The following is an 18114-nucleotide window of genomic DNA, read 5'->3' as shown; positions in this document are numbered from 1 at the left end:
CAGAGAGGGAGGAAACGAGGGGTCCGCGGCGTCGGCGATGCGCGGACGGGCGCCCTATTCGGGCTTCGGGGGGCGCTGCATGAGCTCGGCGGCTGCAGCGTGCAGGGAGACGCTGCCGTGGAGGACGGCGTCGACTACGGTCGCGAGCGGCATCTTGACCCCGTACGCGCGGGACAGGGCGAGGACTGCCTCGGTGCTCTTGACACCCTCGGTGGTCTGCCGCGTTTCGGCAGCCGCCTCGTCGACGGTGAGCCCGCGGCCCAGGTGCGTGCCGAAGGTGCGGTTGCGGGAGAGCGGTGAGGTGCAGGTGGCGACCAGGTCGCCCATCCCGGACAGGCCGGCGAGGGTGGCCGGGTCGGCGCCCATAGCGACGGCCAGGCGGCTGCTCTCAGCCAGGCCGCGGGTGATGAGCGTCGCCGTCGCGTTGTCACCGAAACCCATACCCACGGCGATGCCGACGGCGAGGGCGATGACATTCTTCAGCGCACCGCCCATCTCGCAGCCGAGCAGGTCGGTGCTGGTGTAGGGCCGGAAGTACGGGGTGTGGCAGGCGTCCTGGAAGCGCGCGGCGACCGTCTCGTCGACGCAGGCGACGGTGGCGGCCGCGGGCTGCTCCTCCATGATCTCCCGGGCCAGGTTCGGACCCGACAGCACGGCGATCCGGTCGAGGGGAACGCCGGTCACCTCCTCGATGATGCTGCTGGCCCGGAGTCCGGTGCCGCGCTCGATGCCCTTCATCAGCGACACGAGCACCGTCTGCGGCTCGATGTACGGAGCCCACGCGGCCAGGCACTCGCGCAGGGACTGCGCGGGCACCGACAGCACGAGGTAGTCGGCGCCGACCAGCGCGGCGGCCGGATCGGTCGTGGCCGTCAGCGACGCCGGCAGCTCGACGTCCGGGAAGTACCCCGGGTTGCGATGCGTGGCGTTGATAGCGTCGGCGATCTCGTGGCGCCGGGCGTGGAGGATCACGCTGGTGCCGGCGTCCGCGAGGATCTTCGCGGCGGCGGTGCCCCAGGAACCGGCCGAGAACACTGCCGCGCGGGCGGACTGGTGCTGGCTCACGTGTGGTTCCTCTCATCCGGTCCACGGCCGCCGTCGCCGCGGCCGGGCCCGGTCATGCTACTGGCCGACGCAGCCTCGGCCGGACGGCGCAGAGTCAGCAGGACCGCGCGTCGTCCCTCCAGCGCCGGAAGCCTGCGGCGCGCGGAGGCCACCATGTTCCGCGCCTCGCTCTCGCCGACCTCGCGCGCCAGGGCGTCCTCGTGGCGGATCCACAGCCGGAACACCCGCTCCCACGTGTCCGGTTCGTCCGGTCGCTCGTCGACGTGTTCCAGGACGAGCTCCGCCGACTCCGCGAGCTCATTCAGGCGGGCGGCGGTGTCGTGCCGTACTGCCCGGGTCAGCAGCAGGCGGCCGCCGGGTGCCAGGACTCGGGCGAGCCCCCGCAGAGCCTCCGTACGGTCGGCGGCGAAGCTGAGGGCGTCCACGCACACCACGCCCTGGGCGTAGCCGTGGGGCAGCCCGCTGGCCTCCATCCCGGCGACATGGAAGGTGGCCCGGTCGGCGGGCACGAACTCCGGTGCCCGGGCGCTGGCGTGCTCGATGGCGGCCGCCGATAGGTCGATGCCGACGAGGCGGGCGGACAGGGCGCGGGCCAGCCACAGGCCGACCCCGCCGGTGCCGCAGCCGACGTCGACAAGGACCTGACCGGGGGCCAACTGCAGGCGGGCGACGAGCAGGCCGAGGAGGGGCCAGTCGCAGGAGCTGTTCGCGGCGACCTCGTCCGGGTAGCGCTCGCCCATCGCCTCCGCGTACAGGCGGGCGATCATCGGCGCACCGGCCCGGGCGAGATGCCAGCGGTCGAAGGCGTCCGCCACAGCGTGCGGTCCGGCCGCCGCTGGGCTGGGTGTGGGGAGGGGAGGGAGGGTCATCGGGGCATCGTCCTCGAGATCCGTGAGCGGGTACCGGGAGCGACGACCTGCACGCAAAAGACCGGGCTCCCCGGCGTGGACAGGTCCAGGGCGAGCGGTTCGTGTCCGGTGACGTCCTGGATGCGGCGGGCCACCTCGGTGACCTGGTTGGCGAAGCCGCCCCCGGCCGGGGTGAAGCCGGCCGATGCTCGTGCCCAGTCGGCCAGGCCGGTGCGCCGGGTGGGCTGGAAGCGTGCAATGTGGTCGGCGGAGCCTGGCTCGCAGGGCAGGTCGTCGCGCGTTCCGGCGATCACGGTCAGCCGCGACTGGGCGGCCTCGGTCAAAGCCCGGGTGAGTGCGATCGCGGGGACCGGGTGGCAGCCGCCGCCGGCGAACACCGTCGGCAGGTCCTCCGACCACAGATACGCCAGCGCGACCGGCAGCCCGTACGGGCCGTCCACCAGCGCCATCTCGAACGCCATCTGCGCGGCCGCCAGACGGCCGAGGACGTCCTGGGCGTGCGGATCGTCCAGGCTGTCCGGGTCGATCACGCTCCGGTGCCGGTCGGCGGCCACGCCGTCCCGGTACAGGACGTCCCGCTCGACGACCTCGCACAGCGCGTGGACCAGCGCCTCGTCCCGGCTGGTCCCGCAGGCCAGGCCGGTGCTGGTCACGCGTAGCAGGTCCGGGGTCCACTCCGGCCGCTGTACCCGGCGCCGCACCACGTCGACCGGCACCAGCACCTCGCTCCCGCCCACGAGACCGCGGCCGGTGGTCCACTCCCATACGACCTGTTCCAGCGCGCTCGCCGGATACGGGACGGCCAGCGGCAGCGCGTCCAGCGGGCAGTGCGGCCCGACGTTGCGGCCGGCACCGCGCGCGGCGACCGGCAGCGGCTGCTCGACGTGCCAGAGCTCGACCGCCTCCATGACCGCGGACAGCCGCGCGAGCAGCGGGGTGGCGCCCTTGCCCTGCGACGTGCTCAGCGTGCGGGAGGCGGGCCGGATCGCCGTCCACACCGGCAGCCCGATGCAGTCGAGCCCCGTCAGATCAGCGACCCGGGTGATTCCGTACTCACCCAGCCGGCCCGCCACCAGGTCCCATGCCGCCTCGGGCGCCCGGGCGCGGACCGTCCCCGGGAGCTCCACCAGCTCGTCAACACCCACTGGTCACCTCCGTCTTCGTGCCGGTCGCTTGGCGGGCTTCATCGAGGAACCCAGGCACCAGCCGCTTCACCGCGGCCACCGCGTACGCCTCACCGAACAACCCGCGCACGGACGCCTCCGGGCCTAGCCCCGTCGGGCCACAACCCCACACCTGCATCAGGACCCGACGGGCGATGTCATCTGTCACCGCGCCGGAGGTCGTCTGCCGGTACACGGCGAGCGCATCGGCGTAGCGGGCCACCGCCTCCCGGTCGACGGCGGTCTCCCCGGCGAGCAGCAGGACAAGCGTCGCCTCGTCACGGAGATCGAGCGCCGGCTGGAACACCTGATGCGCCTCCAGCACGTCCGTGCCGCCCGCGGCCAGGTGCAGCCGCTCGGCAAGGGGCAGGCCCTCACCGGCGACCGGATGCCGGGAGCGACGGTCGAGCAGGCCGGTCCACCGCTTGGAGAATTCACGGTCGAACACTTGCTGGTAGAGCACCCGGTCCCAGGTTCGCAGCGTGGCCCCGTCCACGACGGTCCTCGCGAAGTGGTTGGACCAGCCCCGGAAGTACGCCGACTCCCACGTGACCAAGGCCGGGCGCGGTCCAGCCGGGACCGTCCCCTCACGGGCCGCCCGTACGGCGGCCAGGGCGTCGGCACGCTTGACGTCTCCGAAGTACGGGTCCCGCGCGCGATGATCGGCCAGCCACCGGACGAACCCCTGCTCCCCGTGCTGCAGGCAGACGGCCCGTACCGCCGCGGTGGTGCGCTGCGGGTAGTAGACGCCGCGCAGCGCACCCACCAGCCGGTCACCGCGCACCTCGTCCAGTACCCCGCCTGCCTGGGCCAGGCGCACGACGCGCCGAAGGCTCACCACAGGCCAGGTCAGCGCCTGCCGGTCTCCGTCCGGGGCCTGCCCCACCGCCACCTCGTCATCGCCGGTGATCTCACCGCGCGCGTACGCCTCGTAGACGTCGCCGACTCCGACCATGCCGAAGCTGTCCAACTCGGCCGCCCGCAGGGCTCCGATACTGGCCGCGCCGATCACCCGCACTCCCCGGCCCATCGCCGCCAGGATCTCCTTGTGCCGCAACGCCGGCGCCTGGTGATACACCCCGTCGATGACGACGACGGTGTCGCCCTCCCGGATGGCGGGGTTGAACAGGTCGCCGTGCTGGGCCGGCGGCCAGACCAGCACCCCCGGCGCCGACAGCACCGGCTCGGACCGCGACAACGTCGGCCCCACAAAGACGTGGTGCACAACTCCTCCTCCAGACGGTCAAGCCATAGGGGGCGTCCCTCCCCTGCCCCAGTGGACACGGGAAGGAACACCCCAAGGGCACAGCCCCAGATCAGCAGGTGCCGGGCTCGAACGGGTCGTCGTTCTCGACGTCCTCGGCCAGGACGACCGGGGGCAGGGACGTCACCGCGGCCTCGTCCACCGGCGCCGTACCGACAGCGGTCACCGCGGCCACCGCGACGGCAGCACTCTTCGACAGCATGTTTCCTCCAGTACAAGGGAGTTCAGGGACCGGTCAGATAGACACAGCCCGTCGACGTCCACCAGTCTTGCCCGCGACCACCACGATCCGGCAGGAGGCAGCTGTCCGCAGTTGTCCGCAAATCCCTCCCACGCCCCCGCACCCCCGGTATGGCGGTGTGTGCTGGTCACCGCCATGCACGGGTGTCCGCAACTCTCTGCGGACACCCGCCACCCCACAGCGACGTGGAGGACCCGATGCCACAAGCCACCCCAGGCACATTCGCCGCCGAACTGCGCCGCCTCCGCGGACAAACGTCCCTCCGCGTCCTCGCCCAACGGGCCAACTGCGGCAAGAGCATCATCAGCGACCTAGAACATCAACGACGTCCGCCCACACCGTGGATAGCGGCCGCCCTGGACAAAGCACTCACCGCCGGCGGCACACTGGTGGCGTTAGCCGAGGCAGAACGACAGCGCGCGAGCGATCGGGCAGGCCGCACGGCGCCGGACATCGCCGTGGACGGACTCCTGGGCCTCCTGCGGGATTGGGACGACGTGCTACGCAGGGACTTCCTCAAGACCACCAGCACCGCGGCCTTACTCGCTGCCGGGCTCCCCACCACACCACGACTCGACGCCGACAGCCACGATCTCCTCCAGGCCCACCAAGACCTACGCGCAGCCCACGGACGCCTCGACAACCTCCAGGGCGCCGGCACCATCCACCGCCAGGCCGTCGACCATCACCACCAGATCACCGCCTGGCTGGCCACCGCCACCGGCGCCGACCGCCAGCGCGTCGCAGCCCTCGCCTCCGACACCGGAGGGTTCGTCGCCTTCCTCACCTACGACATCGGACAACCCGAACTCGCCGCCGCCCACTACCGCGACGCAGCCCTCCACGCCCGCGACGCCGGCGACATCTCCGCCTGCACCTACCTCCTAGGCCAGATGAGCCGCATCCTCACGGACATCGGCCAGTACCCCCACGCCCTCGCGCTCACCGACCGCGCCCTCTCCATGGCCGGCACCCACGCTCACCCCGCCGTACGCTCCTGGCTCCACGCCGTACGCGCCCACCACCACGCCTGCCTCGGAAACCACCACGCCACCGACACCGACCTGCGTACCGCCTGGACCCTCTGCAGCAAGGCAGACGACGGCGAGAAACCCCCGTACATCGGCTACCTCGACGCCGCCGAACTCAACAAGTGGACCGGCCACGCCCTCGTCCGCCTGATCACCAGGAAGCCCAACCTCGCCTCCACCGGCAAGACCGCCCTCGACGCCGCCCGCGCCGCATGGCCCACCACGAGCATCCGCGGCTCCGCTGAAGTACTTACATCAAGCGCCCGCATATACCACGCCACCGGCGACGCCGACACCGCCATACACCTCGCCGACCAAGCCGTCGCCGTCGCGACCCGCACCGGCTCCGCCAGAAACCTCCGCACCGCCCTGGCTGCACAAGCACGCGCCAGCAACCAACCCTGACTCGCGTGCGTCCACGGCCGTTCAGCACACGCAGTTGGACGCGATCAAGGGTTTCGTGACCGAACGGCGGCCGCATGAGCCCGGAGATCGGCCCTGTCCGAGTCGATGGCGGCCATCAGCAACGTCCGCAACTGCGTCGAACGCCTCAGACGCCTGGTCCGACTGCCCGGCCAACGAAACCTCTGCGCGGCCGCCAGGAGCCTCGGAACGCTACCGGCGACGCTCACGCATCAACTCCATGCCCTGGAAAAGGCCGCCGGCGTTCAGCTGATCGAACGGACCAACCCCCTCGCAGCCACTCCCGAGGGGACCGCTCTCATCCACGAAGCAGAGCACCTGCTCAGCCTCCTGGACGCAGCGCAATCCTCCGTCGCCTGACCGGCGGCTCGACCCGCATCACGATGCGGTCCGCCTCGACGGCGAACGCGCCCCGGACCCAACTTCGGTCACTGTCCGGTCGGCCGTGGCACCAGTTTCCTGTCGGAGGGCTCGGCCGGCGGTTACCAAAGTCTCGCGGACTTGCTGCGTAAGCAGGCAAACAACGTCTCGCAGGCAGCGGGATACTCCGCGCTTGTCGACACCGGATACGGATACAGTCACGGCCCCGGCCCTAGTGCGGGTACCGGTGCAGGGTCCGGCTCGGGGAACTGCCAATACGGCTGCTCCATCGTCACACCCCCCAAGCCGCCCATCGACCAGAACCCCAACAACGGCCCCCACGCCACCCCCGCACCCACCCGAGCGAAGCCCAAAGCGGAATTTAAGAAGGCGGGTTGGAACGTCGGTCAAGGCGTGGACGGGACGATCACGCAGCAGGTCATGCTCGGTCTCCTGGACAATAGTGAGTACACGCCTGCGGACCTCGCAAGCCTCGACATGCTGCAGAGCCTTTTCCCGGACCAGGACATAGACCCGGACCTCGGCTTCGGCAGGTCTGGTGCTGACCCCAATGCCCGGCGGACTAGGGACCGATGCTCGCGGGACTTTCCTTCCACCGACCCGTCCTTCTATTACGCCCCCATGACCCGATTCGGCGCCGGCCCTGATGACTGCCGGGCTACGGGAGCGGTTGCGTACCTCGACTCCTACGACCTGCGGGCCTGGCGCCTCGATCCGAAATGGAAACCTGCCGGGTATGAGAGGCTGCCGGTCGGCAACCGGGCGGCCCTGCACCTAATCGGTAACCAGATGGGCGGTGCTGATGACACCCTGCGGAACTTCGTAGCCGGCTACCAGACCCCCGCGAATTCCCCCCACATGCGCTCGCTGGAAGATGAAATAACCAGCACAGTGAAGTCAGGCCAGCGCGTCGCGTTCGGTGTTCTTCCTGTCTACAACGGTACCGATCCCGCGATTCCATCGGAGATCAAGATGTATGCTGTCGGAGACGGTGGCTATCACATGAACTGCACGGTCCATAATCGGGCGACCGGCGGCTACTCCTGCACCGAAAGGTCTTCTGGTGGAACTCTCTCGGTTCCGTGAGCTCCTAGGCGAGCCCTCGGTGAATGGTGACGTTGAACGTGACTGGTGGGCGCTTGAGGGTCGGGCTGGGATCGAACTTCCTGACGACTACAAAGCATTTGTTTCTGCTTATGGCTCCGGCTGCCTGAACGATCAGTTCTACCTGTTCCATCCGAGGGGGGTAGCGGGGGACGACGGATTGCGTCTCGAATCTCTCTGGGAACAGGCAGGATACGCATATGCGGAACTATCGCGTAACGCTCCGGATATGTATCCATATGCCGTCTATCCGGCTGCGGACGGATGCTTGCCGATCGCCCGCTCGTCGTCCGGAAACCACATCTTCCTCTCGCCATCGAATGGGGAAGGCAACGGATGGTCCGTTGTTATCGATATGGGTGCATGGGTCGAATTGCCCCTGCCTTTCACGGATTTCCTTTGGGCGGCACTCCGGGGCGGCCTGGAGATCCCACTCGTCCGGGGCGAGGCATCGTTTGAGCCCATGGGAGCGCTGGAGCCCTGACCGGCGCCATCGCATTCCTCACCAAGCAGGTCGCGCAGCGGAGCGGGTGGTCTGCCGAAGTGCCTCGAATGCGATCCGTCCGTTCAGCCGAACGGAATGGAGGAGGTCAGGGCAGGAGGTGGAAGGCCGGAGGCCGGTCACCTAATGGGTTATTAGGGTAAGGATACCGGCCAGGATGTCCGATCGGTCGTTCCCCTTTACGGAGACAATCACCCGGCCGTTCCTACGACTATCCAAGTGGGAATGACCGTGTATGGACCTGGGGGAGGGATCGTGGACAGTTATTCCTGCACTGCGATCAACTCCAAGACAGGCATCGGCTCGAAATGCTAAGGAGGTCTAGTGGTGGCAACATTCGCAGAGGTCCGAGCCTTGCTGGGCGAACCCAGATTCAACTGGACGGATCCGGCGCCATGGATTGAAGTGGAGCGAGAGTTCGGAATCGAATTCCCGGCGGACTTCCGCGAGATCGTGGATGCCTACGGGTCGGTCCAGATCAACAATCAACTGTATCTGAAACACCCCGCCGGCCATCTTCTGCACAACCTAGGAGAATCCATCAGGGGGGATCTCGAGCTCTGGCGCGAGGAAGACATGGTGGAGTACTTGCCCAGTCCGGCAGGGGCGAACCCCGGTGAGTTGATGCCGATCGCGTTGGCCAAGACGGGGGAATGGGTTTTCCTCCGCGTCCCGGACGGCTCCTCGTCACCCTGGCGCGTCGTGGTGGCGGAGCTCGACAGTCCGGCCTGGACTCTGCACGAGATGACGTTCGGCGAATGGCTGGTGGCTTACCTCAGGGGTGAGGACGTGACGGTTTGTTCTCGCAACTTCGCGCCCGGTCGCCCGTTCTTCGAACCGCTGAGCTGAACCGTGGTGACGCTGGTCGTTTATGAGAGTGGCTGACCTTTCAACGTAAGGTCGGTGGCGACGTGGGATTGCCGAAGCCCTGGTTCGGGCACCGAGGAGCCGTCGATGCTGGACCAGGGTTTGCAACGCGCCGCGCGCCTGGCTGGTTACGAGACCGTGAGCACTCAGCTCTCCTTGCTGAGCGACCACCGGCTCGGGGAGGCCGTGGCAGCCGCTACCCCGCTCGGGTCAGGCATCGGCGGCAGGTCGGCAGAGCTGGACGTCAACGGAACCCGCGTCTTCGTCAAGCGGATCCCTTTGACGGACACCGAATTGCGCCCGGAGAACGTGCGATCGACAGCGAACGTCTTCAACCTGCCGATGTTCTACCAGTACGGGGTGGGCTCGGCCGGGTTCGGCGCCTGGCGGGAGCTCGCCGTGCACACCATGACCACGAACTGGGTTCTCGGCGACGAGCATGCGGGATTCCCCTTGATGTATCACTGGCGGGTTCTGCCTGACTCCCCTCCCGAAGGATTCACCGACGCGTTCGGGGGCCTGGAGGGAGCCGTTGCCCACTGGGAGGGATCACCCGCCGTTCGTGACCGGCTGGAGGCCATCGGCCAGTCCTCGTGCAGCCTGGTGGTCTTCCTGGAGCACGTGCCGCACACACTCGCCGGATGGCTGGCCGACCACCGCAAAACCGCCATGCCGGAAGGCAGGGACGGCCTGCCCTTCCCCTGGGTGGAGGAAGCTCTGATGGACGGAGCTGACTTCATGAGTTCTCGCGGACTTGTCCACTTCGATGCTCACTTCGCCAACATCCTGACCGACGGCCGCCAGCTCTACTTCGCCGACTTCGGACTTGCCCTGAGCTCCCGCTTCGACCTTACGGCGGACGAGTCCGACTTTCTCGCGGACCACCTCTCCTACGACCGCTGCTACACCGCGAGCCACCTGCTCCAATACCACTTGCTCGACGGCGTGCGCGGTGACACGGAACGCGAAGTCTTCCTGCACGACTGGATCGCGGGCCGGCGACCTGGCGGCATCCCGCCCGAGATCACGGCCATCATCGACCAGCACGCACGCCCTACCGTCGTCGTGGACTCCTTCTTCCGCCGCCTGTTTACCGAGAGCAAGCAGACACCGTTCCCGGCCACAGAGATCGAACGGCAGTTGGGCGCTGGCGCCACAACCCCGAGCTGATCCAAGCCCTCGCCTCGGTCGCCACGGTCGCTGTCCACCGACGGACCTCTCGGTGCACCTTCCCGGGTTCTACGCCCATCGGCAGTAGCTCGGGCCAACTTGACCGCTCTGCGGACTACGCAGAGCGAGACCGCCAACTGAGACCACTGTCGGGCGTTCGAAACCGGGCCTCAGTCCAACGGTCCCCTCCCGGCGAGCGGCACGATTGCTAAAGATCAGCCGATCGCCCCACTGCTAACGCAACATGGAATCCGGAGTTTCAGCAGGACTCACTGCTAACGGAGCGGCTCAACCTACATCAGCTGTAGGTTCCGGGTCCGCGTTAGCAGTGTCGGTCGATCTCTAGCAGTCGGCTAGTGCTCTGACCGGGAAGGTTCGCCGGGCCGGCGGTCGTGACGGTTGGATGTGCGGTGACATCCGTCCGATCGTTGGGGGTGTGGTGGCTGAGCCTGTTCGTGTGCGCAGGTTGACCGACCAGGAGGGGCAGAAGCTGCAGCAGATCGTGCGCCGCGGCAGCACCAGTTCGGTGCGCTACCGGCGCGCGATGATGCTGCTGGCTTCGGCCGGCGGGAACCGGGTCCCGGTGATCGCGCAGTTGGTGCAGGCCGACGAGGACACCGTCCGCGACGTGATTCATCGGTTCAACGAGATCGGCCTGGCCGCTCTGGACCCTCGGTGGGCGGGAGGCCGTCCCCGCCTTCTCAGTCCTGACGACGAGGACTTCGTCATTCAGACGGCCACCACCCGCCCGACCAAGCTCGGCCAGCCCTTCACCCGCTGGTCCATCCGCAAGCTCGCCGCCTACCTGCGGAAAGTTCACGGACGTGTGATCCGGATCGGCCGCGAGGCGTTACGGTGCCTGCTCGCCCGTCGCGGTGTCACCTTCCAACGCACCAAGACGTGGAAGGAGTCGCCCGACCCCGAGCGGGACGCCAAGCTCGACCGGATCGAGCAGGTCCTGGAGCGGTTCCCGGACAGGGTGTTCGCGTTCGACGAGTTCGGTCCCCTCGGGATCCGGCCCACGATGGGCTCAGGCTGGGCCCTGGCCGGCCGCCCCGAGCGGCATCCCGCGACCTATCACCGCACCCACGGCGTCCGCTATTTCCACGGCTGCTATTCGGTCGGCGACGACACCCTATGGGGTGTCAACCGCCGCAAGAAGGGGGCCGACAACACGCTGGCTGGCCTCAGGTCGATCCGCGCGGCCCGCCCGGACGGCGCCCCGATCTACGTGATCCTGGACAACCTGTCCGCCCACAAAGGCGAGACGATCCGGCGCTGGGTCAGGAAGAATCGCGTTGAGCTCTGCTTCACCCCGACCTACGCGTCCTGGGCCAATCCGATCGAGGCGCACTTCGGGCCGCTTCGGCAGTTCACCGTCGCCAACTCCAACCACCGCAACCACACCGTCCAAACCCGGGCCCTGCACTCCTACCTGCGCTGGCGCAACAAGAACGCACGACACCCCGACGTCCTGGCCGCGCAGCGGAAGGAACGCGCTCGTATCCGCAGTGAGAAGAGCCTCCGCTGGGGCGGCAGACCCGCTGTTGCCTCGTGACAGGGGCGCATGCCTGTCGCTGGGCTACTTGACCAGCCGGAAGCCAGGCTGGGCTACCCAGGCCCGCAGGAATTCCGCAGTTCCGAGCACCATCGGGTACTCCTCGTCGGTGAAGCCCAGCACCCCTGGAAGCCCGGCGACCACCGCGTCCTGTCCTTCGGACAGTTCGGCCTTGACGACACCTCCGAGGACGTCGAGGACTGCTGCGGTGAGCAGGGCAGTGGCGACGTGGTCGATTCCGCGATTGCAGCCTGCGCTGACGTTCACGGCGTGGGTCGGCTTGAAGCCGAGGACTGCTTCCACCGCGGGCTCGTCTGCGTGTTCGGCCTCGAAGATGCTCTCGTCGCCGACGCCGGGTCCCATCAGGTAGACCAGAAAGGGCCGACGGCCGTCGGCCTCATGCGCATCCAGCCCGGCCGCTTCAACGCCCAAGCGCTCTACAGGCACGTTGACGTCGAAGTACCCGTCGCGTCGCTGCTCGAAGTGAGTGGAGAGCCCTCGCATCAACGCACTGAACTCACTCAGCGCCGCCGAGGAGACAGGCTCCGCAAACTCGATCACCAGGGTCGGACCAGCCATGCCGGGAGCCTAGCCCCCTGGCCGGTCCGACACCGCTCAAATTCTCGTCACTGGGAACCAGCAGGCCAGGGCATCGAACCGCCCCCCGGCGAACCTTCCCGGTCACAGCACTAGCAATCTTCCGGGTCGCGTTAGCAACGCTGGTGGTTGGTGGTGGTGGTCAGTCCCGGGAACTTCTCGGTCATCCGGCCTCCGTCACCTGACCGGCGGCTCGACCAGCATCACGACGCGGTCCGCCTCGACGTCGAACCCGAGGACCGGACGGCTCCCATCACCGCCCTCGGCATCCATCAGCACCGGCTTACCCAACCGGCGACCGATCGCGGCGAGGAATCCGCACAGGGCATCAAGTGGCTCCTGCCCCTGAATCTCCCGCAGGTCGACGTCGAAGTCGATCTCCTCTGCTGCATAGAACCGAAAGATCGCCAACATGTCTTGCACCGGCCGAACCTCCAGATGAGGCTGCTCGGCGTCGGCCGGGCGCGACAGCACGGTCCTTGCCGGAGGCAGCGGCAGCGCTGTCGAGCCCTCGCGGTACTGAAACGCCCAGCCCCGCTCCACCACGAGGTCGAGAACCGCCTGCCAGTCCCTCTCCGAGGCGTTGGGCACCCACACGTCGGGCAGCGACCCCATCACCTCGGGGTCGAAGAACTGGCTCTGTCCATGAGAACGGACAGCAGATGTTCACCACTTCGGGAGGCACCTGTCTCCGGCTCTGTTCGATGTTCATGGCTTGGGGCGGCGCAGCTCCAGGGTGAGGCGGCCGCGTTGGGCTGTCAGCCCCTTCTGCCAGCATGCTGCCGTGACAGACACACGTGATCAGCGTCCCGACGAAGCCACTCTCGACTTCCTGCGTTCCGTGTTCCCGCCGGAATGGCGCGAGCCGCCGCTCGGGCATGAAGCCGTCGCCGAGTGGGAGCGGGAGAGCGGGGTGGTCCTGCCTGAGCCGTACAGGACCTTCATCGCCGAGGTCAGCAACGGGTCGAGCCTGGGACCCGCTGGCGATGGCGGTCTTCAGCCGCTCGGCTGGCTGCCCGACACGTGGCCCGACCTCGGCCCGCGGCAGCCAGGGGAACCGTTCCCTCTGGAAGCGGCTTGGGGCTGGGAGGACGATGACAGTGTTGGCCCCGAGGACCCGCGGATCGGCACCGTGTTCAACAAGGGGTCCATTGTTCTCGGGTCCGAGGACGGGCAGTCGTTCTGGCTTCTGCTGACCGCCGGCCCCCGCCGCGGCGAGGTGTGGATGGTCGCCGACGTCGGCGCCACCCCGGCGCCCGGCGACCAGGCATGGGGCTTCGATGAGTGGGTGCGGCGTTGGCACACCGGCGACGACTGGTGGGACTGATCGCTCCGTCCTGCACAGTCGTAGGCTGCGGACTGTTCGAATCCTTGGCGCCTCCCGAAGTGGTGAACATCTGCTGTCCGTTCTCATGGACAGAGCCACCACGCGGAATCCGCAGTCTCAGCAGGACCTCCTGCTAACGAAGCGGCCGAACCTACATCAGCCGCGGCGGACGATGTTCTCGGCCTGGGGGCCCTTCTGGCCCTGGGTCACGTCGAAGGTGACCTGCTCGCCTTCGAGGAGCTCGCGGAAACCGTTGCCGGAGATGTTGGAGTAGTGCGCGAAGACGTCCGGTCCACCGCCGTCTTGCTGGATGAAGCCGAAGCCCTTCTCGGCGTTGAACCACTTCACGGTGCCGCTGGCCATGCGTCTGTCCTTCGAAATCGCCGGGTGCTTCCCGGTCGGTCTCAGACGGACCCTGGCCTGGCACGTCGCACGCTGACCTGGAGGGCTGATCGCACTGGCCATCCAATACGGGCACATGCGCACCCTCCTGGACGCCCGCACCTCAAGCGGATACGCCTCGCGAAGCCGCCACGGCATCCATGGCGTCCTCGACGTCGAAACGGCCCTGGCGGCGGCAGACACAGCGGCCAAGCTGCGCGACCGCGTCGCCGCCGGAGAGAAGATCTCGGGCCCCGCAGCCAGCAGGGCACTGACCGCCGCCGCCACGACCCCACGCTTCGAGGGCCGCATCGGCCCCCGAACGTTCGCCAAGAAGGCCGCGGACTTCCTGGCCAGGGACGGCGTCGTGCTCTATGACAACCCGGACGCGTTCCTGATCTGCGCGTTCAAGCACGACAACGCGCTCTGCGACCCCGAGCCGGGAGCAACAGCCCCAAGGCAGTACGCCTGCCAGTCCGGTTGCGGCAACGCGGTCCGCACCGACTCTCACGCCCAACAGTTGCGGGAACGGGCCGACGAGATCGAATACCTCGCGGCATTCGTACCCGGCCCGCTCGGCAGACGACTGCGGCGAAACGCCAGCAAGCTCCGCGCCATCGCCGACACCCACATCGCCACCGCCCGTTCCGCCGAGGCTCTCACGTGAACCAGCCGCATCAGGACGAACGCACCCGAATCCGCGAGGCCATGAACCGGCTCCTGAACGGACAACCCACGGTCTCCAACGGGAGCCTCACCATCGTCGCACTCGCCGCCGAGGCCGGCGTCCACCGCATGGCCTTGCAGAAGAGGCACTCAGATCTGAAGAACGAGTTCTATGAACGCGTCCGCAAGGAAACACAGCAGGTCCCCGAGCCCGAACGACGGCTACGGGAGACCGTCGCCAAGCTGAAGAAGACTCTCGCCAACAAGGAGGCCGAGCTCGCGGAGCTCCGCCAGCTCGTCACCAACCTCACCCTCGCCAGCGCCGTGCTCGCCCAAGGCCACGACGCGCCAACGGCCCTCGCCCCATCCCTAGCCAATGTCATCCCGTTCCGCCCTCCCAGCACCAGCTGAGATCGGCACAAAGCGGATCCTGCCGAGCTCGAGGAGCGGCACCTTCACCCACGCCCCTTGGTGATCACCGGCTACACCACTCGCACCCAGCCGCCCGTGACCGACATGCACGCCCGAGCCCCGGCGATTGCCGGGGCTCGGGCGCCTTGATCCACATCCGCCGCGTTACTGATCGTCGGGGCCGGCCCTTTGGCGGCGCCTGGTTCGCCTGACGGGCCGGGATACCGGTCGAGGACGGCGGCGCCCCTTGGGACGGATAACCTTGTGGGCGAACGACAGGACTCGGTCGAAAACCTTGAATGAAGCTTCCCCTTGATCGTGGACACCTGGAGACTGGGATCTTGAGGTTCCAGAGGAAGTAGCACCAGGTGGGAAGCAAGTACACGAAGCGGTACACCGAGGAGTTCAAGCGGGACGCGATCGCGCTCGTCGACTCCTCGGGCAAGACGGTCACCGCGGTGGCCCGGGAACTCGGCATCAGCTCGGAGTCCCTGCGCGGCTGGTACCGCAAGGCCAAGGCCGACCGGGGCGAGGGCCAGAGCGGCGAGCTGACCAGCGCCGAGCGCGAGGAACTGCGGCGGCTGCGCAAGGAGAACCGTGAACAGCAGCAGACGATCGAGATCCTGAAAAAAGCGACCGCCTTCTTCGTGAAGGAGAACGACCGGTGAGTGCGTTGTACCGGCTGATCCACGCGGAGAAGGCGCACTACCCGGTCGTTCTGCTGTGCCGGGTGCTGAAGGTCGCCCGCTCTTCGTACTACGCGTGGTGTGAGGGCGAGGCGGCCCGCCGCGCCCGGCAGGCCGCCGACAATGCGCTCGTGCACGAGATCACCGTGCTGCACCTCGCCTCCCGCCGTACCTACGGTGTCCCGCGCATCCACGCGGAGCTGCGCCGCCTCGGGCGGCGGGTGAACCGCAAGCGCATAGCCCGCGTGATGCGCGAGCACGACATCCGCGGCGTCACACGGCGTAAGCGCCGCTCGCTGACCCGGCCGGATGCGAAGGCGAAGCCGGCCCCGGACCTGATCGGCCGGGACTTCCACGCCGAGCGTCCCGGGATCAGGCTGGTTGGCGACATCACCTACCTGCCCACCGCCGAGGGCTGGCTCTACCTCGCCTGCTGGCTGGACCTGGCCACCCGCGAGGTCGTCGGCTATGCCATGGCCGATCACCACCGTGCCGAACTCGTCGTCGACGCCCTGGACATGGCCCATGGCCGGGGGAACCTGGAGCCGGGCTGTGTGATCCACAGCGATCGCGGCAGCGAGTACACCTCATCCCAATTCCGTGATCGAGTAGACCAGTTGGGACTCCGGCAGAGCTGTGGGCGGACTGGATCATGTTTCGACAATGCCGCCGCGGAGAGCTTCTGGGCCCTACTCAAGGAGGAGATCGGCACCCGGACCTGGCCCGACCGGGCGACCGCCCGCGCCGAGGTCTTCACCTTCATCGAGACCTTCTACAACCGCCGCCGCCTGCGCAAGCACAAGATCTTCGGCTACCTCACCCCGGCCGAGACCCGGCAGCGGCATCAACACGCTCTCGCGGCGTAGCCATCGCGTGTCCGAGATCACGGGGAAACTTCATGAACGCGTTCTTGCGGCGCTCTGGCTTGCTGGACCAGACGGAGGTCACCGCCATGAGCAGCAGGAGGACGCCGCCGAGCACGACGACGCCGCCGACGACGCACACGGCCAGAGTCAGGGCAACAGTGCTGTGAGACACCACCGCGCTAGTGGCGAGCCCACCAGCGGCGGCGAAGGGGAGCAGGGTGCGGGTCACGGCCGGTCCTCTCGGGGTCGGTCACCCCAACAGCGGGTGGTCGCCTTCAGGGTTTGGGTCCGGACGGCCGTTCGGCGAGCATTCCGGATGAACCCGAACACTCCTAGGCTTGATCCACCAGAGGTTGCAGCCAGCGCAAGGAACACCGCATGCGAACGGCAGATGCTCCGAAGGTGCCGGTCCAGGTCGTGGCATCGGCACTACTCGAACTGAGAAGACTCGCTGGCAAGCCATCGCTCGACCAGCTGGTGCGTCTTACCAAACAGCAAGGGCCGCGCTGGGCGATGCCCAGAACCACCATCGACGACAAGCTGCACGGAAGGAGCGCACCGAAGGTCGAACATGTCCTGGCGCTAGTCGTGGCATTCCGCGACTACGCAACTGCTGCAGGGAACCCGCTCCCGCGCGAGTTCTGCGATGAGGGCGCATGGCGGAGCGAATGTGTCGCGATGGATCGAGCCCTCGCCGATCCACGAAGTCACGACTACCGCGGCATGGTGGCCCGCGACATCCTGGCGGCACGTGAGGGGCATACGGACGGCACCGCACCTCCGGTCACCGCGTCTGCAGAGCCCTCGGAGACGGCATGGGTCGAGCACGTGTTGCGGACGGTTGGACCTGAGACCGCTGGCAAAGAGCTTCCGCCGAAAGATGCCACGGCCATGGCCAACGTGCTCCAAGCTGCTGGCCGGACGGAGGAACTAGGTCGACTGCTTAGAGCGGCTGCGGGACGCTCCGCGCATGACGTCCTCACGATGAGCGAGGCCGGAGGTCTCGACATCGGCGGGCAGCTCATCCGTCTCGCCCTTGAGGACCACTCCATCGCCCGCATGGCGGCTTTGGTGACGGAAGCCGAACATCATCATGCCGACGGGGCGGTGGGTTTGATCCACCTCGGTGTCCGGCATCGCCCCATCCTCAACGTTGTGAACCTGATCAAGACGATTCACACCAACGGGGGATCCCCGTTCATCGGGGAGATTCTTTCCGCTGGCCTTCGCGGGCGCTCGGCGCGAGAAGTCTCGCTGTTCCTCATCGGCCTCAGAGCGGCAAAGATGCGGGATGACGCCGACGTGCTGCTCTATCTCATCAGTCTTTCCCACGACAAGAACGAGCTACTGAACGTAATCAGCTGCTTGAAGGAAAGGCATCGCTACGCAGATGCCACGAAGCTGCGAGCTGTGATCGAGCCACTCTGGTGGCGGCGTCCCCCAAGACCAAGGTGACTCTTCGGAGAGCATCGACGATCTCTGGGCAACCTCTACGGAGCTGAACACATTGACTTGACAGGGAACACTGCGGTTCATGGGCGG

General features: G+C 67.7%; 21 protein-coding genes and 1 pseudogene. 13 read left to right on the top strand and 9 right to left on the bottom strand.

Going from position 1 to position 18114, the window contains the following annotated elements; all coding sequences use genetic code 11:
• Nucleotides 1–54 precede the first annotated feature (54 nt).
• The 5 genes from ACFXI4_RS09920 to ACFXI4_RS09900 form a co-directional block, all read right to left on the bottom strand.
• Nucleotides 55–1065, bottom strand: coding sequence for an NAD(P)H-dependent glycerol-3-phosphate dehydrogenase (locus ACFXI4_RS09920; RefSeq protein ID WP_384989186.1), 1011 nt, complete (start codon nucleotides 1063–1065; stop codon nucleotides 55–57).
• On the bottom strand, nucleotides 1062–1934 hold the full coding sequence (locus ACFXI4_RS09915; RefSeq protein WP_384989185.1) for an SAM-dependent methyltransferase: 873 nt from the start codon (nucleotides 1932–1934) through the stop codon (nucleotides 1062–1064). The genes ACFXI4_RS09920 and ACFXI4_RS09915 overlap by 4 nt, the downstream gene beginning before the upstream one ends.
• On the bottom strand, nucleotides 1931–3079 hold the full coding sequence (locus ACFXI4_RS09910; RefSeq protein ID WP_384989184.1) for a YcaO-like family protein: 1149 nt from the start codon (nucleotides 3077–3079) through the stop codon (nucleotides 1931–1933). The genes ACFXI4_RS09915 and ACFXI4_RS09910 overlap by 4 nt, the downstream gene beginning before the upstream one ends.
• Entirely contained in the window at nucleotides 3069–4322 is a 1254-nt protein-coding gene (locus ACFXI4_RS09905) for a TfuA-like protein (RefSeq protein ID WP_384989183.1), read from the bottom strand. The genes ACFXI4_RS09910 and ACFXI4_RS09905 overlap by 11 nt, the downstream gene beginning before the upstream one ends.
• 91 nt (nucleotides 4323–4413) lie before the next feature.
• Nucleotides 4414–4563 carry a hypothetical protein gene (locus tag ACFXI4_RS09900; RefSeq protein ID WP_384989182.1) on the bottom strand — a complete coding sequence of 50 codons (150 nt, stop codon included), beginning with the start codon at nucleotides 4561–4563 and terminating at the stop codon, nucleotides 4414–4416.
• Nucleotides 4564–4799: 236 nt separating this feature from the next.
• Between ACFXI4_RS09900 and ACFXI4_RS09895 the strand changes: the two genes are divergently transcribed.
• From ACFXI4_RS09895 to ACFXI4_RS09865, 7 genes are all read left to right on the top strand, one after another.
• Nucleotides 4800–6038 carry a helix-turn-helix domain-containing protein gene (locus ACFXI4_RS09895; protein WP_384989181.1) on the top strand — a complete coding sequence of 413 codons (1239 nt, stop codon included), beginning with the start codon at nucleotides 4800–4802 and terminating at the stop codon, nucleotides 6036–6038.
• A 105-nt stretch (nucleotides 6039–6143) separates the two neighbouring features.
• Complete coding sequence (locus ACFXI4_RS09890; protein ID WP_384989180.1) at nucleotides 6144–6416, top strand: LysR family transcriptional regulator; 273 nt, start codon at nucleotides 6144–6146, stop codon at nucleotides 6414–6416.
• A gap of 141 nt (nucleotides 6417–6557) precedes the next feature.
• Entirely contained in the window at nucleotides 6558–7523 is a 966-nt protein-coding gene (locus ACFXI4_RS09885) for a DNA/RNA non-specific endonuclease (protein ID WP_384989179.1), read from the top strand.
• Nucleotides 7501–8025 (top strand): SMI1/KNR4 family protein, encoded by a 525-nt coding sequence (locus tag ACFXI4_RS09880; RefSeq protein WP_384989178.1) that lies wholly within the window; start codon nucleotides 7501–7503, stop codon nucleotides 8023–8025. Before ACFXI4_RS09885 ends, ACFXI4_RS09880 begins: the two co-directional genes overlap by 23 nt.
• A 345-nt stretch (nucleotides 8026–8370) precedes the next feature.
• On the top strand, nucleotides 8371–8892 hold the full coding sequence (locus ACFXI4_RS09875; RefSeq protein WP_384989177.1) for an SMI1/KNR4 family protein: 522 nt from the start codon (nucleotides 8371–8373) through the stop codon (nucleotides 8890–8892).
• 105 nt (nucleotides 8893–8997) lie between these two features.
• The gene (locus ACFXI4_RS09870) at nucleotides 8998–10080 is read left to right on the top strand and encodes a protein kinase family protein (protein ID WP_384989176.1); all 1083 of its coding nucleotides are present in this window, start codon (nucleotides 8998–9000) and stop codon (nucleotides 10078–10080) included.
• A gap of 439 nt (nucleotides 10081–10519) precedes the next feature.
• Entirely contained in the window at nucleotides 10520–11638 is a 1119-nt protein-coding gene (locus ACFXI4_RS09865) for an IS630 family transposase (RefSeq protein ID WP_384989175.1), read from the top strand.
• Between the two features lie 24 nt (nucleotides 11639–11662).
• On the opposite strand, the gene ACFXI4_RS09860 is transcribed toward ACFXI4_RS09865, so the two are convergent.
• Complete coding sequence (locus ACFXI4_RS09860) at nucleotides 11663–12217, bottom strand: DUF6368 family protein (protein WP_362646540.1); 555 nt, start codon at nucleotides 12215–12217, stop codon at nucleotides 11663–11665.
• Between the two features lie 195 nt (nucleotides 12218–12412).
• Complete coding sequence (locus tag ACFXI4_RS09855; protein ID WP_384989174.1) at nucleotides 12413–12850, bottom strand: hypothetical protein; 438 nt, start codon at nucleotides 12848–12850, stop codon at nucleotides 12413–12415.
• Between the two features lie 169 nt (nucleotides 12851–13019).
• Between ACFXI4_RS09855 and ACFXI4_RS09850 the strand changes: the two genes are divergently transcribed.
• Nucleotides 13020–13562, top strand: a complete 543-nt coding sequence (locus ACFXI4_RS09850; protein WP_384989173.1) for an SMI1/KNR4 family protein — start codon at nucleotides 13020–13022, stop codon at nucleotides 13560–13562.
• Between the two features lie 156 nt (nucleotides 13563–13718).
• On the opposite strand, the gene ACFXI4_RS09845 is transcribed toward ACFXI4_RS09850, so the two are convergent.
• A complete protein-coding gene (locus tag ACFXI4_RS09845; RefSeq protein ID WP_030578348.1) occupies nucleotides 13719–13925 on the bottom strand; it encodes a cold-shock protein in 207 nt (68 codons plus the stop codon).
• A 43-nt stretch (nucleotides 13926–13968) separates the two neighbouring features.
• Here ACFXI4_RS09845 and ACFXI4_RS09840 point away from each other — a divergent pair.
• From ACFXI4_RS09840 to ACFXI4_RS09825, 4 genes and pseudogenes are all read left to right on the top strand, one after another.
• A pseudogene (locus ACFXI4_RS09840) lies at nucleotides 13969–14610 on the top strand (integrase); the annotation flags it as partial.
• Nucleotides 14607–15020 carry a hypothetical protein gene (locus ACFXI4_RS09835; protein ID WP_384989172.1) on the top strand — a complete coding sequence of 138 codons (414 nt, stop codon included), beginning with the start codon at nucleotides 14607–14609 and terminating at the stop codon, nucleotides 15018–15020. The pseudogene ACFXI4_RS09840 and the gene ACFXI4_RS09835, both read left to right, overlap by 4 nt.
• 368 nt (nucleotides 15021–15388) lie before the next feature.
• A complete protein-coding gene (locus ACFXI4_RS09830; protein ID WP_384989171.1) occupies nucleotides 15389–15688 on the top strand; it encodes a transposase in 300 nt (99 codons plus the stop codon).
• Complete coding sequence (locus tag ACFXI4_RS09825) at nucleotides 15685–16572, top strand: IS3 family transposase (RefSeq protein ID WP_384989170.1); 888 nt, start codon at nucleotides 15685–15687, stop codon at nucleotides 16570–16572. The genes ACFXI4_RS09830 and ACFXI4_RS09825 overlap by 4 nt, the downstream gene beginning before the upstream one ends.
• Here ACFXI4_RS09825 and ACFXI4_RS09820 read toward each other — a convergent pair.
• Nucleotides 16523–16801, bottom strand: a complete 279-nt coding sequence (locus ACFXI4_RS09820) for a hypothetical protein (protein WP_384989169.1) — start codon at nucleotides 16799–16801, stop codon at nucleotides 16523–16525. The genes ACFXI4_RS09825 and ACFXI4_RS09820 overlap by 50 nt on opposite strands.
• A 149-nt stretch (nucleotides 16802–16950) precedes the next feature.
• On the opposite strand from ACFXI4_RS09820, the gene ACFXI4_RS09815 reads away from it, so the two are divergent.
• Complete coding sequence (locus ACFXI4_RS09815; protein WP_384989168.1) at nucleotides 16951–18027, top strand: hypothetical protein; 1077 nt, start codon at nucleotides 16951–16953, stop codon at nucleotides 18025–18027.
• The last annotated feature ends 87 nt before the right edge of the window (nucleotides 18028–18114 follow it).

The sequence above is a fragment of the Streptomyces sp. NPDC059224 genome, assembly GCF_042754285.1.
In the GTDB taxonomy this organism is placed as follows: Bacteria; Actinomycetota; Actinomycetes; order Streptomycetales; family Streptomycetaceae; genus Streptomyces.
The sequence above is the reverse complement of the archived record's forward strand: the minus strand, read 5'-3'. Positions and strand labels throughout refer to the sequence as shown.